The sequence below is a fragment of the Nocardioides sp. genome, from assembly GCF_041913365.1.
In the GTDB taxonomy this organism is placed as follows: Bacteria; Actinomycetota; Actinomycetes; order Propionibacteriales; family Nocardioidaceae; genus Nocardioides.
Genome location: NZ_JAYSFM010000007.1, coordinates 67,868 through 87,491 on the forward strand (window position 1 = coordinate 67,868; position 19,624 = coordinate 87,491).

The window sequence follows — 19,624 nt, forward strand, 5'->3', positions numbered from 1 at the left end:
GATGCGCGCCATGGCCAACACGGGGGACAAGAAGCCGGCGCGCGCCCGCGTCACACTGACCGACATCAGCTCGCGGACCTGGGAACACCCGGCCGACCGCGGCGCGCTCGTGGCGCTGCGCAAGCTCAAGGGCTTCGACGTGCTTCTGAAGACGATGTCCGGGGTCTTCCGCGAGCGGGCCTGGCGGCTGACGCTGCTCGGCTCCGCGGTGCGGGTGGACGAGCGCCAGTTCGCGCGGCTGCACCGGATCCTCGCCGAGGTCGGCCAGACGCTCGACGCGTCCGACCTCCCGGAGATGTACGTCCAGTCCGACCCGACGCTCAGCGCCATCACGGTCGGCATGGACAAGCCGATCATCGTGCTGTCGTCCGGGCTCGTGCACCACCTCGACGACGACGAGCTGCGCTTCCTCATCGGCCACGAGCTCGGTCACGCGATCAGCGGCCACGCGGTCTACCGCACCCTGCTGCTGCGCCTCCTGGGCCTCACCGGCCTGCTCAGCGCCATCCCGGGCGGCGCACTGGGCATCCGGATGGTGACCGTCGGACTGCTCGAATGGTCGCGCAAGTCCGAGCTCTCCGCGGACCGCGCCGGCGTGCTGGCCTGCCAGGACCCCACCGCGGCGCTGCGCACGCACATGAAGATCGCCAGCGGCGGCACCCTCGACGAGCTCGACGTCACCTCGTTCCTCGCCCAGGGCGCGGAGTACGACGAGGGCGGCGACGTGCGCGAGTCGCTCATCAAGCTCACCCTGCTCCAGCAGCAGTCCCACCCGTTCGCCGTCGTGCGCGCCACCGAGCTGCGCCGCTGGATCGACTCGGGCGCCTACACCGCGGTCCTGGGTGGCACCTACCCGCGCCGCCAGGACGACGACAGCGCCTCGGTGTCCGCGGCCGCCCAGGAGGCCGCGGCCAGCTACGGCGAGGCCTTCGAGCGGACCCAGGACACCCTCGGCAAGGTGGTGCACGACCTCGCCGGCTGGATGGGCACGGCGAGCACCTGGCTCAACGACCGCTTCCGTCGCGGCCCCGAGAGCGCCTGAGCTGCTCCACATGGGTTTCGTTCCGGCTGTCCCGGCGATCGGGCGGCGGCGGACGTGGCCGAGCCGGGTGCCGCTGGTGGTGCTGGCGCTGGTGGCCTCGACTCTCGGGATCGTGGAGTCGGTGCCGTTCCTGGCCACCGTCCCGCTGGTGGTGTGTCTGCTCCTCGCGCTCGCCGGCACCCGTCGCGGCGGCACCGAGTCCCGCCTGGTGGTGCCGCTCGCGGTCGCCGCGGCGGTCGTCGGGACCGTGACCGGGCAGCTGGTCATGGTCCTCGGCTTCTCGGACCGCCCCGCGCTCGCCGCCGTGCTGGGCGGGCTCGCCGCCCTGACGGCAGTGGCCGCGGTGGTCGTGCCGCGACTCTTCTGGCTCCACCTCACCGCAGCCGGGGCGCTGCACGTCCTCTACGTGTGGGACGTGCACCCCGACATCGACGTCGGCTACTTCGTCCGGGACTCGACCGCGGCGCTGCTCGACGGCCGCAACCCGTGGGCCCTCACCTTCCACAACCCCTACACGGCGGCCGAGACGGCGCGGCTGTGGGCGGAGGAGTTCGTCGACGGTGACCGCATCCTGCTGGGCTACCCCTACCTGCCGGGGAGCCTGGTGGCGTACCTCCCCGGGCACGTCGTGGGCGAGGTCCGGCTGGCGAGCGTGGCCGCGCTGCTGGTCGCCACCGCGCTCGTCTGGCGGATGACGACGGACCTCGTCGGCCGCATCCTGGTGACCACGCTGCCGCTGACCGCCCTCGCGCTGCTCACGAGCGTGAACTACTGGATCGAGCCGGCGCTGGTGCTCGGCGTCGCCCTGCTCGCCTGGTCCGCGCGTCGCGGCTCACGGGTGGGAGGTGCCGCCGCCGTCGCGCTGCTGCTGTCGACCAAGCAGTACGCCGTCGTGTGGCTGCCGCTGGAGAGGCTGGTGCGCCGGACGATCGGTGTGCGCGCCCTGCTCGCGGGCGTGGGGGCGGCCGCGCTGCTGGTGGTCGCCGGCTTCCTCTGGGCGCCCGCCGAGTTCTGGCAGGCCGTGGTGCGGGCCCAGCTCGTGCAGCCCTACCGCGCCGACTCCATCTCGCTGGCGGTCGACCTGGTCGACGTGGGCGTGCCGATCCCGGCCGTCGTGCTCTCCGTCAGCTCACTCCTCGCCGGCCTGGCGATCGCCGCCTGGGTGCGCGCCACTGCGCCGGCGGGCGCTACGTGGCTGGTGCTCGGCATCGGGCTGTCGCTGCTCGGGACGGTGCTGCTGAGCAAGCAGGCCTTCACCAACTACTACTTCCTCATCCACGCGTGCGCGGTCTTCGGTGCGGCGCTGTGGCCGGCCGACCTGGCGCGCGACGAGCCCGACGCCCGGAGCGACTAGCCCGTCTTCGCGCGGAGCCGGGCGATCACCTCGTCCTTGCGGGCGACCTTGGCGTCGAGCCGCTCGATCGTCGCGAGTGCGGCCGCGTGCTGGCCCTTGAGCCACTCGAGGTGCCCCTGGCTCTCGTCGAACTTGCTGCGCAGCCAGTCCTTCTGCTCGGTCGTCTGCTCGTGCTCCGCGCGCAACCAGGCGAGGTCGCGCTGGAGCAGCGCGATCGTGGCGCGCTCCTCGACCAGCTGCTCCCGCCGGCCGGACTCACAGCGCCGGTCGATCTCGTCCTGTGCGCCCGGTGCGACCACCAGCGCGTGCCAGGGACGCAGCTCCTCGACCCGGGCCTCGGCGCTCCAGGTGTCGCGGCCGTCGCTGCTCGTGGGGAACTGCAGCGCGGTCATCCGCGACGAGGTGGCCCCGGAGTACGACGGGTGCCGCATCAGCTTGCGGAACTGCCAGTGGTCCGGCCACCACCCGGTCGGCGTGGTGTCCCAGCGGTCGTCCGCAGCGTCGTAGAGCGCCCGGGTGTGCGCGGTGCCGGTGATGCTCACCGAGCAGAAGCGGATGTCGTCGCGCAGGTGCATCGCGACCACCTCGGGGTCGCCGAGGTCAGCGGCGTAGAACCGCACGCTGCCGTCGGGCCTGACCTCGCCGTTCAGGCTCTGCACGAAGGAGTGCTCCTCGAGCAGGCTCAGCAGGTCGGCGACGTGGTCGGGGAGCAGGAGGTCGTCGTCGCAGAGGTAGAAGATCGCGTCGCTGCGTGCCTCCTGCACCGCGTCGTGGCGGTAGCGCTCGCCGTGGTGCGGGCCCTTGGGGAAGTCGAGGAACCGCACGCGCTCGTCACCGTCGGTGAGCTCCGCGACGACCGCGCGGACGTCGTCGGTCACCCCGTCTCCGATGAGCAGGACCTCGAGGTCGGCGACGGTCTGGCGCAGCACCGTGTCCACGGTCAGCGGGAGCGTGGTGGGCTTGTCGTGGATCGGGATGAGGACCGAGGCGCGGGTCATGCGGGACTCCGGTAGGGCTCGTCGCAGAGCACGACCACGACCGAGTGCGGACCGTCGAGCTGGTAGTCGACGTGGTCACCGCGGGCGATGGTGACGGAGTCACCCGGCTTCTCGAGCACGTGGACCTCCGCCGCGGGCCCGCTCCGCTCGAGCGTGACCGTGGCGGCACCGCTGACCAGGACGAGCAGCTCGGTGCAGGTCGCGCGGTGCCCGCCGCGCGGGCCACCGCCCGCGCGGCCCACCACGGTGAAGACCCGGCGGACCGGGAAGTCCAGCTCGTCGCCCTCGACCACGAGCAGCTCGCCGCGGTCGTCGCGGTGGACGGGGAAGGTGCGGTCAGCCACGGGGTCTCCAGTCGTTCAGGGCGGTCCCGACCTGGTCGGCCTCCGCCTCGGACAGCTCGGGGAAGCAGGGCAGGCTCAGGATCCGGCGCGCGACGGAGGCGGCCACCGGCGCGGGGCCTCCCTCGGCGCGGAGGCCGGGCATCTCGCCGACGAGGTGGGGGTAGTGCACGGCCGTGTCGATGTCGTGCGCGGCCAGGTGGTCCGCGAGCCCGTCGCGGTCGTCGGTGACGACGACCGCGTGGTGCGCGACGGTGGTCGCGGGGTCGCCCCACAGCACAGCCGAGCCCGCGAGGGCCTCCCGCCACCGGTTCGCCAGCTCGCGCCGGCGTCGGTTGCGCTCGTCCAGGTGGGGCAGCCGGGCCGACAGCACCGCCGCCTGGAGCGGGTCGAGCCGGGTGTTGCGGCCGCCGGCGAGGTCCGGGCGGAAGCGCTCGTCCACCCAGCCGTACTGCCGCAGCGCCCGCGCCCGCTCCGCGACCGCCGGGTCGCTGAAGCCGACCAGGCCGCCGTCGCCGACGGCACCGAGGTTCTTCGTCGGGTAGAAGCTGAAGGTGGCCGCGTCACCCGTGCTGCCGACGTGGCGGTCGCCGACCCGGAGGCCGTGCGCCTGCGCGCAGTCCTCGACCAGCGCCAGGCCCTGGGCGCGGCGCCAGGCGTCGAGCTCCGCCAGGGGTACGGCGTCGCCGTGCAGGTGCGTCACGACGATCGCCTCGACCCCCGGTCGGTGGGCCGCAGCGGCGGTGGAGGCGTCGACCACGGTCGACGAGGGAGCGAGGTCCATGACCACCGGCACCAGCCCGGCGAGGCGGGCGGCCGTCGCGGCGTACCCGCCCTCGTCGGCGGCCACGAGCACCCCGGCTCCGGGGGCGAGACCGAGCGCGGTCATGGCCACGACCAGGGCGTCGGTGCCGTTGCCGACGCCCACCGTGTGGGCGAGCCCGGTGTAGGCGGCGAAGTCGGCCTCGAAGGACTCGACCTCGGGCCCGAGGATCCACGGCCCGTCGGTGATCACCCGGTCGACGGCCGCACGCACCGCGGCCGCCTCGTCCCCGGAGAGCCGGGTCGGGGCCGCGGAGGGGATCCTCACGGCGCGACCAGCCTGTCGCGGAGCTCCTGCGGCGGCATCATCGTGCGGGCGTGCAGCGCGAGAAGCTCGTGGACCCGCTCGACGAGCATCGGGTTGGTGGCCGGCGTGGTGCGGTGGCGGTCGAACCAGATGCCGTCCTCCAGCCCGACCCGGACGCCGCCACCCGACGCGATGGAGTGGGACTGGACGGGGAGGCCGAAGTCGCCGAGCCCGGCGCCCGACCAGATCGTGCCCTCCGGCAGCCGGTCGACCGCGAGGCCGATCTCGCCGAGCGTGGCCTGCATGCCGGCGACGTTGCCGAAGAACAGGTTGGCCACGACGGGGCCGGGGAGCAGGCCCTTGCGCCGCAGCACGTGGACGTAGTTGACCATCCCGAAGTCGAACAGCTCGAGCTCGGGGACGATCCCCCGGTCGAGCATGATCTGCGCGAGCGCGTGGATGGTGTCGGGGCTGTTGACCGAGGCCTGGGTGAGGAAGTTGAGGGACGAGAGCGTCAGCGACGCGAGGTCGGGCTTGAGGTCGTCGTCGAGGGCGAGGCAGTCGGCGCGGCGCTCGACCTCCGACCAGGTGCGGCCGCTGGTGCTGACGTTGATCACCACGTCGGGCGCCTTCTCCCGCACCGCCCCGACGATCCGGGCGTAGACCTCGCGCTCCCACGTGGGGTCGCCGGCCTCGTCGCGGGCGTGGAGGTGCACGGAGGTGATGCCGATCGCCGCCGCGGCCGCCACGTCCGCGGCGATCTCGGCCGGCGTGAGGGGCACGTGCGGGGTCATGGCGCGCGTCGGCACCATGCCGGTCGGAGCGAGGACGATGGGAGCCGGCCGGTCGAGGTCGCTCAGCAGTGCGGACATGCCAGCTCCTCGACCTCCTGGGTGCGCAGCACCCGCGCGGGGTTGCCGACGACCACGTCGCCGGCCGCCACGTCGCGGGTCACCACGGCACCGGCGCCAACCGTCGCGCCGTGCCCGACCGTGACCTCCGGCAGCACCGTGGCTCCGGCGCCCACGAAGGCACCGGCCTCGACGACGACACCGCCCGCCAGGACGACCCCCGGCCCGGTCGAGGCCCCGAACCCCAGGCGCGCGTCGTGGCCGATGGAGCTGGACCGGTTGACGTTGGCGTGGCAGCCGATGCTCGCGTGGGAGCCGAGGACCGCACCCGCGTTGACGTACGCGCCGTGGCCGATCGTGGCCGTCGAGGGCACCACGGCGGTGGGGTCGACCAGCGCCTCGGGCTCCGACCAGCCGGCGTCGGCGGCGGCGTGGGCGGCCAGGCCCCGGTGGGCGGCGGAGGAGAGGCCCAGCGTGAACGGCGTGCGCGGTGTGTCGTCGGACAGCCCGCTCAGGCCGGGCAGCCGGGTGTCGGCGCCGCCGTGGTTGTCGACGCAGACGACGTCCCGGTCCAGGCGGCGGGCGGACTCGACCACGTCGAAGGCGTAGGGCGAGGCCACGCCGAAGAGGGTGAGGGGGCGAGGCATGGACAGACCCTAGTGGCGCCACGAGCGCCGGCGAGTGAAATGTCGCGCGAGGCGTCGTCGTTCAGGCCGGTGCAGAACCCTGCGGCGCCCGGTCGCCGGTGGCCGGGTCGGCGGTGAGGACGGGCTCGTCGGGCACCCCGTTGACGGCGGGAGGGATCAGGCGCTCGACCACGAGGGCCAGGACCGCGATCAGGCCGCAGCCGGCGGCGAGGACCACGATGTAGGCGGTCGACCAGCCGCGGTCGAGGACGAAGCCGGCGAACAGCGGACCGAGGATCGCCCCGCCCTGGAAGGCGCCGGCGTTGACGGCGTTGTAGCGACCGCGGAGGTGGTCGGGCGCCAGGTCGTTGGTGATCGCCGGGATCGTCGGCTGCATCATCGTCTCGCCGAGGGCGAACAGGCCCATGTAGGCGAGGACCGCGGTGGCCGCCAGCGGCCCCGGAAGCGCTCCCGTGGCGCCGAGCACGGCGTACGAGAGCACCCAGAGCGCGCACATCACCAGCATCACGCGGGTGCGCCGGTGCCCGCTGATCCGACGCAGCACGAAGAACTGGAGCAGCACGATCACCGCGGTGTTGACGGCGAAGGAGAACCCGACGACGCGGGTCGAGACGTCACCCACCTGCCGGGCGAACGCCGGGAAGCCCGCCTCGAGCTGGCCGTAGCCGACGAACACCGCGATGAACGTCAGCGCCGTCATGCCGACCACGGCGGGGTTGCGCAGGATCGCGAGGTAGGAGCCGCTGGCGGCGTCGGCGTCGTCGGGCGCCTCGTGGTGGCCGCTCACCCGCCGCAGCGGACCGAGGAGCAGCGCGATGGGCACCAGCATGCTGGCGCCGTCGGCGAGGAAGATCACCGTGAACGTGTGCGGCTGGGAGACGTCGGCGTACATCCCGCCGACGACTCCGCCGACCCCGATCCCGAGGTTGACGAGGGCGAAGTTGATGCCGAAGTACTGCTGGCGCATCTCGCCTGTGGTGACCGCGGCGATGAGCGCGTTGAAGGCGGGCCAGGACATCCCGAAGTTGATGCCGAGGAAGATCATCGCGGCGGCAGCCACGACCGGCGTGGTCGCGAAGGCGAGCACCACGCAGCCGACGAGCTGGCTGGTCGTGGAGAAGAGCAGGACCCGACGGGCACCGACGCGGTCGGTGAGTGCGCCACCCGGGCCGGTCACCGCGAGGGCGACGATCGCGATGAACGCCATCAGGGCGCCCGCGAGGTCGAGGGAGAAGCCGCGCACCTCGTGGAGGTAGATCACGGTGAAGGGAAGGGTGAGGCCGCGGCCGAGGGTCTGGACGGCGACGGTCGAGAGCAGCCAGCGCCCCTCGGGGGACAGCAGTGTCCAGAACTGGCGCAGGGTCACCGAGGAGCTCACCGGAGGATTGTGTCTCCCGCCACCGACGGTGGGCACGCGGGTTTCGGACGGGACCGACGGTGACGAGCGCGGGCCCCGGACACCGCGAGGTGTCCGGGGCCCGAGATCGCGCCTGGAGCCAGGTGAGGTGCGCCGCTACCAGACCCGACGGCTGTTGCCGCCGATCGGGACGAAGTTGAGCACCAGGCCGACCACGATCAGGATGATGCCGAGGGTGGTCAGGATGCTCTGGGGCAGGAGCAGTCCGAGGATGAGCAGGATCAGTCCGAGGACAATCATGGTGGTTCCTCCTTGTACGGCAGCCCACGGTGGGCGGCGCCGCACCACTGTGCCGGGGCCCGGAACGTTTGTGAAGTTCGGTTCATCCCTGCGGGTGATGTCCGCTCAGCGGACCATCGAGCTCCTCAGACGGTGCCGAGCGCCTCGATCGCCTCGTGGATCGACAGCGTGCGGCGGGCCGACTCGACGTGAAGGTTCTCCACCATCCGGCCGTTGTACGTCACCACGCCGGCGCCCTGCCCGTCCTCCCACGCGGCGATCAGCCCACGCGCGTCGGCCACCGCCTGCTCGCTCGGGGCGAAGGCGGCGTTGGCGCCCTCGACCTGGCCGGGGTGGATGAGGGTCTTGCCGTCGAAGCCCATCTGGCGTCCCTGCTCGCACTCGGCGAGGAAGCCGTCCGTGTCCTTCACGTCGTTGTAGACGCCGTCGATCACCGCGATGCCGGCGGCGCGGCCGGCGAGCAGGGCGGTGTGGAGGCTCGGCAGGATCGGCGCGCGACCCGGCACGTGCTCGGCGTACAGCTCCTTGACGAGGTCGTTGGTGCCGAGCACGAAGGCGCCGAGGCGCTCGGAGGCGCGGGCGATGGCGAGCGCGTCGAGGATCGCTACGGGCGTCTCGACCATGGCCCAGAGCTTCGTGTGGTCGGGTGCGCCGGCCTTCTCCATCGCCGAGACGAGCTGCTGCACCTCCTCGGCACTGTTGACCTTGGGCACCACGATCGCCGCGGGCCCGGCCTGGCTGGCGGCGACGATGTCGTCGTCGTGCCACTCGGTGCCGATGCCGTTGACGCGGATCGTGACCGTGCGCCGGCCGTAGTCGCCGCCGGCAGCCGCGGCAGCGGCAGCGTCGCGGGCGGCGGGCTTGGCGTCGGGGGCGACGGCGTCCTCGAGGTCGAGGATCAGGCCGTCGCAGGCGATCGACTTCGCCTTCTCCAGCGCCCGCTCGTTGGAGCTGGGCATGTAGAGGACGGAGCGGAGCGGGGTGAGCTCAGGCATCGGAGACCTCGATCGCGTCGTAGGCGGCCTTCAGGTCGGGGTCGATCGCGGCCAGCTCCTCGGCGAGGCGCACCATCACCTGGCACTGCTTGACCGAGGCGTCGTCCTCCATCTTCCCGTCGATCATCACCGCGCCGGTGCCGTCGCCCATCGCGGCGATGACCCGGCGGGCGTGCGCGACGTCCTCGACGCTGGGGGAGAAGACCTTGTTGGCGATCTTGATCTGCGCCGGGTGCAGGCTCCACGCGCCGACGCAGCCGAGCAGGAAGGCGTTGCGGAACTGGTCCTCGCACGCGACCGTGTCGGCGATGTCGCCGAACGGCCCGTAGTAGGGATAGATCCCGTGCATCGCGCACGCGTCGACCATGCGGGCGATCGTGTAGTGCCACAGGTCCTGCTGGTACGTCGTCCGCTGGGCGTCGTACTGCGCCACGCCGAGGTCGTCGCGCGGCGGGTCCTGGCGGACGAGGTAGCCGGGGTGGCCGCCGCCGACGCGGGTGGTCTTCATCCGGCGGTCCGCGGCGAGGTCGGCCGGGCCGAGGGAGAGGCCCTGCATGCGCGGGCTGGCCGCGCAGATCTCCTCGATGTTCGCCACGCCGCGCGCCGTCTCGAGGATCGCGTGGACGAGGATCGGGCGGTCGAGCCCGGCCTTGGCCTCGAGCTGGGCGAGCAGCCGGTCGACGTAGTGGATGTCCTCGGCGCCCTGCACCTTCGGCACCATGATCACGTCGAGCTTGTCGCCGATCTCGGGCACCAGCGTGGTCAGGTCGTCGAGCACCCACGGGCTGTCGAGGGAGTTGATCCGGGTCCAGAACTGGGTCGGCCCGAAGTCAGTGGCCTTCCCGATGTCGACCAGGCCCTGCCGGGACTTCTCCTTGTTCTCCGCCTTGACCGCGTCCTCGAGGTTGCCGAGCAGCACGTCGACCGTGCCGACCATGCCGGGCACCTTGGCCGCCATCTTCTCGTTGCCGGGGTCGAAGAAGTGGATCGCCCGGCTCGGCCGGGCGGGGATGTCGCGCAGCGGCGCGGGCGCCCCGACGGCGAGCGGGGCGAAGAAGTCCTTGGCAGAACGTGTCATGGCCGCAAACTACCGCCGCGCGCGCGTGCGTCGATATGACGGATGTCTCCCCGGATCGGTGTGCCGCGAAGACCTCAGGGACGCGCCACGAAGTAGGCGTTGAACGGGTCCGCGTCGAGCTCGTGCACGACGACGTCGGCGAAGCCGGCCTCGCGGAGCATCCGTTCGGCCGTCTGGGTGCCCCAGACCGTGCCCAGGCCGTCGCCGCCCTGGCCGAGCGAGACCGACATGCAGTGGACGGTGGACGCCGCGTAGAGGAAGGACGCCCACGGCAGCCCGAGGTTGTCCTCGAGGTTGCTCGACGCGTTGATGTCGACCATGAGGTACCGCCCGTCGGGACGGAGCGCGCGGCGGACGTTGGACAGCACGGTCGCCGGGTGCGCCTGGTCGTGGATCGCGTCGAAGGTCGTGACCAGGTCGTAGGCCGACTCCTCCGCCAGTGTCGCCACGTCGAGGACCTCGAAGCGTGCGTTGGCCAGCCCCCAGGCGGCGGCCTCGCGCCGCGCGGTCTCGATGGCCTCCTCGCTGAAGTCGTAGCCCACGCACCTGCTCCTCGGGAAGGCTCGTGCCAGCAGGTTGATCGCGTGACCCTCTCCGCAGCCGATGTCGGCGACGTCGATGCCGGCCGCCAACCGCTCGGTCACGCCGGCCAGCGGGATGATGGTGTCGAGCAGCGAGGCGTCGTTGACCGCGGCACTGTCAGCCGCCTGCAGGTGGTGGAAGCCCGGGTAGTCGTCGTACGACAACCCGCCGCCGCGGCGGAAGGCCTCGACGACCTTGGGCTGCACCTGCCCCATCAGGGAGATGAAGCGCATCGTCCGGGCCAGGTTGTCGGCTCCGGTCCCGGTCAGGAACGGTGCATGGTCGGGGCAGAGGTAGTAGGTGCCGTCGTCCGGGACGTACTGCACGAAGCAGGCCGTCACCATCCCGCCGAGCCACTCGCGCACGTAGCGCTCGTCCAGGCCGGCCGCGTCGGCGACCTGGACGCTGGTGGCGGGGGGCAGCGACGCCAGCGCGTCGAAGAGCCCGAGCTCGTGGCCGATGCTGGCCAGGACGCAGATGGCTCCGTCGTTGAGGATGCCGACGACCCGGCCGGCGACCTCCTCGGGATCGGCGGCATCGGGGGTGGCGGTCGGAGCAGGCTCGAGCGTGGTCATGACGTCCTCCTGGGCGGGTGGTGGATGGTGCTGCCTCGGGACGCTAGGCGCCGCCGGGGCGCCGCCGCGTCGGGCAGATGCGCCATCCGTGCCGGCGCGCATGGGGCGTACGCCTCAGACGAGGCCGTTGTCCCGTGCCCAGGCGGCGGCCGCGGTCCTGGTGCCGACGCCGACCTTGGTGAAGATGTTGGCGAGGTGGCGACCCACCGTCTTCTCGCTGATCACCAGCGACGACGCGACCTCGCGGTTGGTCGCGCCGGCGGCGACGGCGGCGAGCACCTCGACCTCACGCTCGGTCAGCCCGCACGGGCGCGGTCCGACGTCGGTCAGTCGCGCCACGTCGGGGCTGGCCCCCAGCTGGCGGTAGATCGCGAGCGCGGTCGCCGTCTCGGCCTTCGCCTGCGCATCGGCACCCACTGCGCGCCGCGCGCCCGCCAGTGCCTCGTGGACCTGGGCCGTCGCGTACCGGTTGCGCTGCTCGCGGTACGTCACCGCCGCGCGCTCGAGCAGGGTGATCGCTTCGGCGGGCGCCCCGTCGTGCACGAGGAGCGCGGCCCGGGCCTGCGCGGCCCGGGCGGCCAGGCCCGGGGTCGCGAACCACGTCGCCGTGGCCTCGAGCTCGGACACCAGCACACCCGCGTACGCCGGTTCGCCCTCCTCGAGCGCGAGCTCGGCGGCCACCCCGAGCATGCGTGCGCGCCCCAGGCGGGTCGCGTCCGCCAGGCCGACCCGGAGCGCCTCGAGCGCATCCGCAGACCTCCCCTCGGCCCGCATCAGCAGGGCCGTCCCCGGCAGGGAGTCGTGGTCGAGGTCGCGCGCGAGGGCGTAGGCCTCGGCGGCTCCGGCGCAATCGCCCCGCAGCCGTCGTACCTCTCCCAGCGTGTAGTACCCCTCGCCGGCGAGCCACCCGTGCGCGCCGACGAGGTCGGCGCTCCGGGCGCCGAGCTCGGCCTCCACGGTGGCCCACGCCCCCTCGGCGACCAGCAGCTGGAGCTCGTGCACCCGAGTCACGTGCGCGTAGAGGAACGTGCCGCCCTGTGGACGGGACCAGCGCGCCATCGACTCCGTCCAGGACCGCATCCGGGCGAGGTCGCCGAGCTCGTCGCACAGGTGGATGACGGTGCAGTAGAGGTCACCGGACCACAGCGGGTCCACGCGCCCGGCGAGCACCGGCAGCATCGCCTCGTCGAGCTCGGCGAAGCCTTCGCTCGTCCTCCCGCGGCGCACGGCGGCCATGCCGCGAGTCGCCAGCGCGAAGCTGGCCAGGGTGGCGTCGTCCAGCTCGGCGGCCAGGTCCGCGATCTCCTCGGCGGCGGCTTCGGCATGCTCGGCGTCACCGGTCACGTCCATGCCCGCCGCGGTCTCGAAGTAGAGCAGGTGGCCGTGCAGGGCGCCCCGGGGGAGTCCGGCGATGACCCGTCGGGCCCGGGCCAGCCACGCCATCCCGACGGTCAGGTCGCCGCGGGTGCTCCACGCGAGGGCCAGCCGCAGCGCCCTGTCGGCCGCCTCGTGCTGGTGTCCTTCGAGGAGCAGCCGGTGGTAGACCTCCTCGGAGACCTCCATCGACTCCGGCGAGTCACCGATCCACCACGCGGCATCGGCCAGCAGGCCGAGGTCGGTGGTGGTCAGCCCCTCGCGGACGCCCGCGAGCCCGGCGTGGACCGCGCGCCAGTCGCGCCGCCCTCGCGTCGCTCCCGCCGGTGCGACCGGGTCGGAGGTCATCCCCCGAGTGTCGTCCCGGCACCCCGGACAGGCAACGCCGGTCAGGACCGGGAGGTCAGCGCGAGCGCCAGCGGTACCACCAGGTCCGCTTCCGCGGAGCCGGCTCGCCGGCGGCCCGCGTCGCGCGCTGTGCCTCGATCCGGGCCGTACGCCGCTCGCGCCAGGCGGCGAGCTCGGCGTCGACGTCCCGGGTGGCCGTCACCACCGGCGGACCGCCCTGCAGCTGGCGGCGGGTCTCGACAACCCGCCTGTTGAAGTCCTCGAGCTCGCGACGGACCTCGCGCTCGACCGTGATCGCGTCGAGCCGGGCCTCCAGCTCGGCGTCCTCCTTGCGGAGCGCGAGCGCCGGTGGCAGGAGGGCGATGTGCTCGCGCTCGACGAGCTTCTTCACCCACCAGTCCGGGTCGTGCTCGACGCCGAGGTCCTCGATCGGCTTCCCCTGCCCGGGCAGGTTGTCGAACTCGCCGCGCTCCATCGCCTGCCGCACCTGGAGGTCGACCCAGCTCGCCTGCTGGGCGATGCGCGCGGCCGCGGCGGACCGCCCGGTCCGCTCGTCGCGCTCGACCCCGCGACGTACGGACTCGGTGTCCGCGGTCTCGAACTCGTCGTCTGCCGACATGCTCCGACCCTACGTCGCGCTGCCGTCGGTGGCCGCGCGATGGATTTCCACGCCCTCGGGTGGAAGTTCATCTGGGGCTGAGCGTGAGGTGGGTCGGAGCGGCCTGAAGATCCGCGCGCTCGGGTGGAATTCCATCTGGGTCTGAGCGTGGGGGCTGCGCGGCCTGTGGATGACGTACGACGTCCGCGATCCGATCCGGGCACCCTGCTCTGGTGCACCGCCTTCGCCCCTTCGACCCCAGCCAGCCGTTCCCCCGCTTCCGCGCGCTGCAGGCCGGCATCCCCCGAGCGACGGTCGACTCGCCTGCCTTCAGGCGGCTCCTGCACGGGGTCGTCGTGGCGGCCGACGTGCCGGACTCGGCCGTCCTCCGGGTGAAGGCCGCGCTGGCGTGCCACTTCGACTCTGCCTTCGCCAGCCACGCCTCGGCGGCACGGGTGTGGCGCGTCCCGGTGCAGACCCGCCCGGGCGAGCACGTCACCGTCCCCGACCAGGGGCACCGCCTCCGCCGAGCCGGGGTCACGACCCATCACCGGCCGGGGGCCGCGACCGTCGTCCGCGACGGTGTGCGCGTGTCGACTCTCGTGGACCTCTTCGTCGAGCTGGCGGACGAGCTGTCGCTCGTCGAGCTGGTGGTCGCCGGCGACTGGATGGTGCGGCGTCACCACGTCCGGGTCAAGGCCCTGCGCCGCGCGGCCAAGACAGCCACCGGCACTCACGCCCGACTGGCGCGCCAAGCCGCGCGTTACGTCCGCGCGAAGGTGGATTCGCCGATGGAGACGCGGCTGCGGATGCTCATCGTCCTCGCCGGGTTGCCCGAGCCCGAGGTCAACATGTCCGTGCGCACCGTGGACGGCGAGGTGGTCCGCCGCTTCGACCTCTGCTGGCCCGAGGTGCGCGTGATCGTCGAGTACGACGGTCGCCACCACGTCGAGCGCATCGAGCAGTGGGAGGCCGACCTCGACCGGCGCGAGGAGATCGACGACGACGAGTGGCGGATCCTCGTCGTCGTCGCGTCCGGCATCTACGGCGATCCCGGGCGCACGGTGCGGCGCGTGTTCCGGCTCCTGTCGCAACGGGGCCTCGAGGACCTGCCGGAGCGTCCCAGCGAGGACTGGCGGCCTCACTTCCCCGGACGCCTGGCCGCCTGAAGATCCACGCACACGGGTGGAAGTTCATCTGGGGCTGAGCGTGGAGCGGGTCGGAGCGACCTGAAGTTCCACGCGCTCGGGTGGAAGTTCATCATCGGGGACGGGCTCGGGGTGGAGCCGGGGGCGATCCCGATGGTGCGGAGGGCCCGGTCGGCGCATGCTGGAGGCATGGAAAAGATCCGCACGTCCTTCGCCCGGCAGGGCCTCGTCCGCTCCACGGAGCGAGCCATCATCGGCGGCGTCTGCGCCGGCGTCGGACGACGCCTCGGCCTCACGCCGTGGATGACGCGGCTGCTGTTCGTCGTCTCGCTCATCGTCATCCCGGGCAGCCAGTTCCTGGTCTACCCGCTGCTCTGGTTCCTGATGCCGTCCGAGGACAGCATCGAGGCCGCCGCCGGGTACGGCGCGACCCGCTGAGGCACCGCTAGCGTCGGGGCATGGCCCTCGACTGGCTGCCCCTGCTGCGCCACCACACCGACCGGTTCGCCGAGGTCCTCGACGGCGCCGACCTCGCCGCACCCGTGGCGCACTGCCCCGGCTGGTCCGTGCGCGACCTCGCCGTCCATCTCGGCGGTGTCCACCAGTGGGCCGCGCACGCGGTGACGCACCAGAGCCCCTCTCTCGTCCCGTCGGAGCCTGGTGCCGCGGCGGGGCTCGATGAGCTCGTGGCGTGGTACCGCCGCTCCGCCGCCGGTCTCGTCGAGGTGCTGGAGTCGGCGCCGGCCGACGCGCCCGCGTGGACGCTCGACCCCGACGACCGGGCTGCGGGCTTCTGGCGGCGGCGCCAGGTGCACGAGACAGCGATGCACGCGTGGGACCTCGAGGGAGCGCTCGGCACGCCCCGGCCGTACGACCCGGCGCTGGCCTGGGACGGCGTGCTCGAGGTCGCCGGGGTGATGTACCCGCGACAGGTGCGGCTCGGCCGGGTGGACGCCGTGACCTCAGCGCTACGCCTGGTCCCGACCGACGTGGCCGGCGAGGTCACCCTGGGTGCCGGCGCCCCGGTCGAGGTGCGCGACACCGCAGAGGTGCTGCTCCGGCTGATCTGGCACCGGGCCGACACCTCGGCCCTGGATCCGCGCGCGGCGTCGCTCCTCGCGGGAGCGCTGGCGCCCTGACCGCGGCGGGTGTCCGACCCGGCTGACAGGCTGACGACATGGCGGATGTCTGGGACCTGGTGCATGCGGAGCGCGACGCGCTCGTCGACGACCTCGCGGGGCTGGCCGACGAGCAGTGGGAGACACCGTCGTTGTGCGCGGGGTGGACGGTGCACGACGTCGCCGCCCACCTGGTCGACAACGCGCGGACCACGCGCTGGGGGATCGTCGTCGCGATGACGCGGGCGCGCTTCGACTTCGACCGCCAGAACGACGCGGGCGTCGCCCGCCACAAGGGTGCCACCCCCGCGGAGACCCTGCAGCGGCTGCGCGAGGTCGCCGGGCGCCGCACCACCCCGCCGGCACCGCTCGACAGCCGCCTGGTCGAGGAGGTCGTGCACGGCGAGGACGTCCGGCGGCCGCTCGGCCTCGTCCGGGCCTACCCGCAGGAGGCGGTCCTTCGCGCCCTCACGCACCAGCTCAGGACATCCGTCGGGCTGGGCGGGGGCAAGCAGCATGCGGCCGGCCTCCGGCTGGTCGCCACCGACGCCCAGCTGGCGTACGGCGACGGGGCCGAGGTGCGCGGCCCGCTGGTGTCGATCCTCCTGGCGGTCTCCGGCCGCCACCAGGCCCTCGCCGACCTCGACGGTCCCGGCGCCACCCGGCTCACGCAGGTCCTGAAGGCGGCCGAGTAGCCGGCCCTTCTCCGGGTGGTCGAGTGCCGAGCGAGGAACGAGCGAGGTGTATCGAGACCCGACCCGGGTGAGTGGGTCTCGATACGCCCGCTCGCTGGCGCTCGCGGGCTACTCGACCACCTGTGGGGTGCGTACGTCGCTGAACGCGTGCCGCGGTGCCGCGAGCAGGGCGAGGGCGGCGAGGAACGACGCCCCGGCGCAGACGGCCCAGACGGTGAGGTAGCCGCCGAGCGGGGCGACCTTCTCCGAGGCCTCGTCGAGCGAGCCGGTGGCGGTCAGCGCGATCGCGAAGATGGCCGAGGCGATGGCGCCGCCGACGGTCTTGGTGCCGTTGGTCATGCCGGTCGCGATGCCCGTGCGCTCGGGAGGTGCCGCAGCGGCGGCTGCCGCCGGCAGCGCGGCCACGAGCGCACCCGACCCGACACCGGCGACAGCCATGTTGATGAGTGCCTGCCAGGTGTGCTCGTGGAAGGGCAGCCACAGCAGGTAGCCGACGCCGACCAGCGCGCACGCGACGACCAGCGCACGGCGCACGCCGCCGAGCAGGCGCGTGGTCAGCGGGAGGGTGAACGCGCCGATCGCGAGGGTGATGACGTAGACGCCGATGAGCGTGGAGATGAAGCCCGAGTCGGCGCCGAGGCCGTAGCCGCGCTCGGCCGGGTCGGCCTGGGCGAAGGTCGAGAGCGGGATCTGGCCGCCGAGCACCGGGATGCCGAAGAGGAAGGCGGTCAGCTGCACCGGCCACTGCGCCGGGCTGGACAGCAGTTGGACGTCGACGATGGGCTCCGGGTGCCGCTGCTCGAAGCGCCAGAACGCCGCGAACACCGCGACGGCCGCCACGATCGTGGCCCAGCCGCGCAGCGACCCCGGCCCGTCCAGTCGCAGCCACACCAGGCCGCCCATCAGCACGCCGAGCGCGACGGTGATCAACGCGAGGCCGGTCCAGTCGATGCCGCCGGTGTCGTCGCCGGGCGCCTGCTCGATGCCGAAGAGGATGACGAAGAAGACGGCTGTCACGACGAGCGCGGGGAGGGTGAGCAGGACGTTCATGTCCAGGGAGTCCACGAGCGCGCCACTCGCGACGGCGCCGACGATGACGGCCAGCTCGAGCGACCCCACGAGGATCGCGGCCCCGCGCCGGGTCAGCAGCTCCTGCCGGCCGGACGTGCGTGTGCGGCGGTGGATGATCGCGATCTCGAGCGGGAGCCAGACGACGTACGCACCCTGGATGGCCCAGCCGATCAGGAAGGTCGTGAAGGTCGGCGAGAAGGCGAGCCACCACGAGCCGAGGGCGGTGACGGCCGTCGAGATGAGCAGCACCCGCTTGTGCCCGACCAGGTCGCCGAGGCGCGCCAGCAGCGGGATGCACAGCGCGCTGACGATCAGCTGCGCGGCCTCGAACCAGTTGACGTCGCCCTCGTGGATCCGGAGGTGGTCGGCGATCTGCGGGTAGATCGGGGTGTAGAAGCCCTGGAGGATGCCGCTGGCGAACTCCACCATCACCAGGAAGCCGACGATCGCGGCGAGGCCCTTGACGGCGGTGGGGGCGGCCGGGGAGGTGGTCGTCATCGGGGGAGCCTCTCGATCAGCAGCTGGTACCAGCGCGCTCCGTCGACGAGGTCGGCGACGCCGATGTGCTCGTCGTAGGAGTGGATCGCCTGGCGTTGGGCCTTGGTCATCCGGAAGGGGGCGAAGCGGTAGACGTGCTCGCTGATCGCGGTGAAGTGCCGTGAGTCGGTGGCCGCCATCATCACGTAGGGCGTCGCGACCGCCTCGGGGAACACCTCGCCGATGCACGCCTCGATGAGCTCGAACGGCTCGTCCATCGGCGAGACCGGCGACGGCTCGCCCGACTCGACGACGTCGATCCGGATCGAGTCGTCGCCGACGGCCTTGCGGACGTGCTCGACCACCCCGGCGACGGTGTCGCCCACCATGACCCGGATGTTGAGCCCGGCCTTCGCCGTCGAGGCGATCACGTTGAGCGCCGGTGATCCGCTCAGGGTGGTGGCGGCGACCGTCGTACGCGTCATGGCGGCGGCCTCGGGGCCAGCCGCGAGCAGCACCCGGGTGATCACCGGCGCCAGCTGGTCGGCCCGGCCGAGCAGGGGGCGCACGGGCAGCGGCAGGTGCGGAGCGAGGCGGCGCATCAGCTCGAGCGTCGGGGCAGGCGCGGAGGCGGGGAAGGGTGACTTCTCGATGCGCAGGATCGCCCGGGCGATGCGGGCGGTCGGGCCGTTCTTCGCCGGGGTCGAGGCGTGACCGCCGCGCCCCTCGGCGACGAGCTCGAGGGAGGTGGTGCCCTTCTCGGTCACGCCGATGACGCCGAGCGGCGCCTTCACGCCGGGGAACGCGCCGCCGGCGATCGCACCGCCCTCGTCGAGCACCAGCCACGGGGTCACCCCACGCTCGCGCAGCACCGAGACGGCCTCCGGCGCCGCCGTGCCGCTGACCTCCTCGTCACAGCCGAAGGACAGCCAGACGTCCTGGGCCGGGACGTGCCCGGCCTCGAGCAGCGTCTCCACCGCGTCGCAGATCGCGGCCACGCAACCCTTGTCGTCGAGGGTGCCGCGACCCCAGATCGCCAGTCCCGCATCGGAGTCGTGGATCTCGCCGCCGAACGCGTCGTGCTGCCACGGCGCCTCGCCGTCGACGGGCACGACGTCGAGGTGCGCCATCAGCACGATCGGCTTCTCGGCACTCGCGCCCGTCCAGTGGAGCAGCAGCCCGTGGGTCCCGACCCGGGTGAGCTCGAGGTGCTCGTGCAGCAACGGGAACTGCGCCTCCAGCTCGACCAGCAGCCGGTCGAAGGCGTCGGTGTCCACGCGCGCGGGATCGCGGTCGGAGACGGTCGGGATGCGGACGAGGGCCTGCAATGCGGTGACCACGCGGTCGGTCATGCGCAGACGGTAGCGCCGCACGGCCGTCCATGAGGGCGCTCTCATCATCAGCTCATGGAGGTGTCACGTCCGGCCCGGAGAGTCCTCCGTGTCAGCCGGGAAGACCCGGGTACCGAAACCGAAGGAGGCCGTCGTGGCCCGATCCGGAATCCTCACCGCCCTCGCGCCGGCCGTCCAGGCTCGCCGGGGGGACTCCTCCAGTGACGACGGGCGCCGCCGGCGCCGCCGTCGTCGGCGTCGCAACCGCAGCCGGT

Annotated in this window: 20 protein-coding genes; 6 read left to right on the plus strand and 14 right to left on the minus strand. The window is 73.0% G+C overall.

Translation table 11 applies throughout. The features are described 5' to 3' along the window. Positions 1–10 precede the first annotated feature (10 nt). Both ACE3QY_RS16060 and ACE3QY_RS16065 read left to right on the plus strand, forming a co-directional pair. On the plus strand, positions 11–1,042 hold the full coding sequence (locus tag ACE3QY_RS16060; RefSeq protein WP_374457048.1) for a M48 family metallopeptidase: 1,032 nt from the start codon (positions 11–13) through the stop codon (positions 1,040–1,042). 10 nt (positions 1,043–1,052) lie between these two features. After that, complete coding sequence (locus ACE3QY_RS16065) at positions 1,053–2,396, plus strand: hypothetical protein (protein ID WP_374457049.1); 1,344 nt, start codon at positions 1,053–1,055, stop codon at positions 2,394–2,396. Here the strand turns inward: ACE3QY_RS16065 and ACE3QY_RS16070 are convergent. The 12 genes from ACE3QY_RS16070 to ACE3QY_RS16125 form a co-directional block, all read right to left on the minus strand. Further along, the gene (locus ACE3QY_RS16070) at positions 2,393–3,394 is read right to left on the minus strand and encodes a glycosyltransferase family 2 protein (protein ID WP_374457050.1); all 1,002 of its coding nucleotides are present in this window, start codon (positions 3,392–3,394) and stop codon (positions 2,393–2,395) included. The two genes, ACE3QY_RS16065 and ACE3QY_RS16070, sit on opposite strands and share 4 nt — an antisense overlap. After that, entirely contained in the window at positions 3,391–3,738 is a 348-nt protein-coding gene (locus ACE3QY_RS16075) for a WxcM-like domain-containing protein (RefSeq protein WP_374457051.1), read from the minus strand. The genes ACE3QY_RS16070 and ACE3QY_RS16075 overlap by 4 nt, the downstream gene beginning before the upstream one ends. After that, positions 3,731–4,825, minus strand: coding sequence for a DegT/DnrJ/EryC1/StrS family aminotransferase (locus ACE3QY_RS16080; protein WP_374457052.1), 1,095 nt, complete (start codon positions 4,823–4,825; stop codon positions 3,731–3,733). The genes ACE3QY_RS16075 and ACE3QY_RS16080 overlap by 8 nt, the downstream gene beginning before the upstream one ends. Beyond that, positions 4,822–5,676: a 3-keto-5-aminohexanoate cleavage protein gene (locus ACE3QY_RS16085; RefSeq protein ID WP_374457053.1), complete on the minus strand. Its 855-nt coding sequence runs from the start codon at positions 5,674–5,676 to the stop codon at positions 4,822–4,824. Before ACE3QY_RS16085 ends, ACE3QY_RS16080 begins: the two co-directional genes overlap by 4 nt. Further along, positions 5,661–6,302 carry a hypothetical protein gene (locus tag ACE3QY_RS16090; RefSeq protein WP_374457054.1) on the minus strand — a complete coding sequence of 214 codons (642 nt, stop codon included), beginning with the start codon at positions 6,300–6,302 and terminating at the stop codon, positions 5,661–5,663. The genes ACE3QY_RS16085 and ACE3QY_RS16090 overlap by 16 nt, the downstream gene beginning before the upstream one ends. A 61-nt stretch (positions 6,303–6,363) precedes the next feature. Beyond that, positions 6,364–7,680: an MFS transporter gene (locus ACE3QY_RS16095; protein ID WP_374457055.1), complete on the minus strand. Its 1,317-nt coding sequence runs from the start codon at positions 7,678–7,680 to the stop codon at positions 6,364–6,366. A 135-nt stretch (positions 7,681–7,815) separates the two neighbouring features. Next, positions 7,816–8,058, minus strand: coding sequence for a DUF3040 domain-containing protein (locus ACE3QY_RS16100; protein WP_374457162.1), 243 nt, complete (start codon positions 8,056–8,058; stop codon positions 7,816–7,818). A 26-nt stretch (positions 8,059–8,084) separates the two neighbouring features. Then, positions 8,085–8,954 carry a CoA ester lyase gene (locus ACE3QY_RS16105; RefSeq protein ID WP_374457056.1) on the minus strand — a complete coding sequence of 290 codons (870 nt, stop codon included), beginning with the start codon at positions 8,952–8,954 and terminating at the stop codon, positions 8,085–8,087. Continuing rightward, positions 8,947–10,032 carry a CoA ester lyase gene (locus tag ACE3QY_RS16110; RefSeq protein ID WP_374457057.1) on the minus strand — a complete coding sequence of 362 codons (1,086 nt, stop codon included), beginning with the start codon at positions 10,030–10,032 and terminating at the stop codon, positions 8,947–8,949. The genes ACE3QY_RS16105 and ACE3QY_RS16110 overlap by 8 nt, the downstream gene beginning before the upstream one ends. Before the next feature lie 74 nt (positions 10,033–10,106). Beyond that, on the minus strand, positions 10,107–11,189 hold the full coding sequence (locus tag ACE3QY_RS16115; RefSeq protein WP_374457058.1) for a class I SAM-dependent methyltransferase: 1,083 nt from the start codon (positions 11,187–11,189) through the stop codon (positions 10,107–10,109). 114 nt (positions 11,190–11,303) lie between these two features. After that, positions 11,304–12,911, minus strand: a complete 1,608-nt coding sequence (locus ACE3QY_RS16120) for a LuxR C-terminal-related transcriptional regulator (RefSeq protein WP_374457059.1) — start codon at positions 12,909–12,911, stop codon at positions 11,304–11,306. A gap of 55 nt (positions 12,912–12,966) precedes the next feature. Further along, the gene (locus ACE3QY_RS16125; protein ID WP_374457060.1) at positions 12,967–13,530 is read right to left on the minus strand and encodes a DUF1992 domain-containing protein; all 564 of its coding nucleotides are present in this window, start codon (positions 13,528–13,530) and stop codon (positions 12,967–12,969) included. Between the two features lie 212 nt (positions 13,531–13,742). On the opposite strand from ACE3QY_RS16125, the gene ACE3QY_RS16130 reads away from it, so the two are divergent. The 4 genes from ACE3QY_RS16130 to ACE3QY_RS16145 all read left to right on the plus strand — a co-directional run bounded on the left by ACE3QY_RS16130 (position 13,743) and on the right by ACE3QY_RS16145 (position 16,470). Beyond that, positions 13,743–14,678 (plus strand): hypothetical protein, encoded by a 936-nt coding sequence (locus tag ACE3QY_RS16130; protein WP_374457061.1) that lies wholly within the window; start codon positions 13,743–13,745, stop codon positions 14,676–14,678. A 168-nt stretch (positions 14,679–14,846) separates the two neighbouring features. After that, positions 14,847–15,095 carry a PspC domain-containing protein gene (locus tag ACE3QY_RS16135; protein ID WP_374457062.1) on the plus strand — a complete coding sequence of 83 codons (249 nt, stop codon included), beginning with the start codon at positions 14,847–14,849 and terminating at the stop codon, positions 15,093–15,095. A gap of 20 nt (positions 15,096–15,115) precedes the next feature. Beyond that, positions 15,116–15,796: a maleylpyruvate isomerase family mycothiol-dependent enzyme gene (locus ACE3QY_RS16140; RefSeq protein ID WP_374457063.1), complete on the plus strand. Its 681-nt coding sequence runs from the start codon at positions 15,116–15,118 to the stop codon at positions 15,794–15,796. 38 nt (positions 15,797–15,834) lie between these two features. Next, positions 15,835–16,470 carry a maleylpyruvate isomerase family mycothiol-dependent enzyme gene (locus ACE3QY_RS16145; protein ID WP_374457064.1) on the plus strand — a complete coding sequence of 212 codons (636 nt, stop codon included), beginning with the start codon at positions 15,835–15,837 and terminating at the stop codon, positions 16,468–16,470. A 108-nt stretch (positions 16,471–16,578) separates the two neighbouring features. On the opposite strand, the gene ACE3QY_RS16150 is transcribed toward ACE3QY_RS16145, so the two are convergent. Both ACE3QY_RS16150 and ACE3QY_RS16155 read right to left on the minus strand, forming a co-directional pair. Then, a complete protein-coding gene (locus ACE3QY_RS16150; RefSeq protein ID WP_374457065.1) occupies positions 16,579–18,039 on the minus strand; it encodes an MFS transporter in 1,461 nt (486 codons plus the stop codon). Beyond that, entirely contained in the window at positions 18,036–19,370 is a 1,335-nt protein-coding gene (locus ACE3QY_RS16155) for a M20/M25/M40 family metallo-hydrolase (protein ID WP_374457066.1), read from the minus strand. The genes ACE3QY_RS16150 and ACE3QY_RS16155 overlap by 4 nt, the downstream gene beginning before the upstream one ends. Positions 19,371–19,624: the final 254 nt, after the last annotated feature.

What these genes read in the sequence shown, in the direction of transcription:
- ACE3QY_RS16070 (WP_374457050.1), bottom strand. Translation starts at nt 3,394, where the DNA reads ATGACCCGCGCCTCGGTCCTCATCCCGATCCACGACAAGCCCACCACG.
- ACE3QY_RS16090 (WP_374457054.1), bottom strand. Translation starts at nt 6,302, where the DNA reads ATGCCTCGCCCCCTCACCCTCTTCGGCGTGGCCTCGCCCTACGCCTTC.
- ACE3QY_RS16110 (WP_374457057.1), bottom strand. Translation starts at nt 10,032, where the DNA reads ATGACACGTTCTGCCAAGGACTTCTTCGCCCCGCTCGCCGTCGGGGCG.
- ACE3QY_RS16115 (WP_374457058.1), bottom strand. Translation starts at nt 11,189, where the DNA reads ATGACCACGCTCGAGCCTGCTCCGACCGCCACCCCCGATGCCGCCGAT.
- ACE3QY_RS16155 (WP_374457066.1), bottom strand. Translation starts at nt 19,370, where the DNA reads ATGACCGACCGCGTGGTCACCGCATTGCAGGCCCTCGTCCGCATCCCG.
- ACE3QY_RS16065 (WP_374457049.1), top strand. Translation starts at nt 1,053, where the DNA reads ATGGGTTTCGTTCCGGCTGTCCCGGCGATCGGGCGGCGGCGGACGTGG.
- ACE3QY_RS16150 (WP_374457065.1), bottom strand. Translation starts at nt 18,039, where the DNA reads ATGACGACCACCTCCCCGGCCGCCCCCACCGCCGTCAAGGGCCTCGCC.
- ACE3QY_RS16060 (WP_374457048.1), top strand. Translation starts at nt 11, where the DNA reads ATGGCCAACACGGGGGACAAGAAGCCGGCGCGCGCCCGCGTCACACTG.
- ACE3QY_RS16125 (WP_374457060.1), bottom strand. Translation starts at nt 13,530, where the DNA reads ATGTCGGCAGACGACGAGTTCGAGACCGCGGACACCGAGTCCGTACGT.
- ACE3QY_RS16135 (WP_374457062.1), top strand. Translation starts at nt 14,847, where the DNA reads ATGGAAAAGATCCGCACGTCCTTCGCCCGGCAGGGCCTCGTCCGCTCC.
- ACE3QY_RS16105 (WP_374457056.1), bottom strand. Translation starts at nt 8,954, where the DNA reads ATGCCTGAGCTCACCCCGCTCCGCTCCGTCCTCTACATGCCCAGCTCC.
- ACE3QY_RS16145 (WP_374457064.1), top strand. Translation starts at nt 15,835, where the DNA reads ATGGCGGATGTCTGGGACCTGGTGCATGCGGAGCGCGACGCGCTCGTC.
- ACE3QY_RS16140 (WP_374457063.1), top strand. Translation starts at nt 15,116, where the DNA reads ATGGCCCTCGACTGGCTGCCCCTGCTGCGCCACCACACCGACCGGTTC.
- ACE3QY_RS16120 (WP_374457059.1), bottom strand. Translation starts at nt 12,911, where the DNA reads ATGACCTCCGACCCGGTCGCACCGGCGGGAGCGACGCGAGGGCGGCGC.
- ACE3QY_RS16085 (WP_374457053.1), bottom strand. Translation starts at nt 5,676, where the DNA reads ATGTCCGCACTGCTGAGCGACCTCGACCGGCCGGCTCCCATCGTCCTC.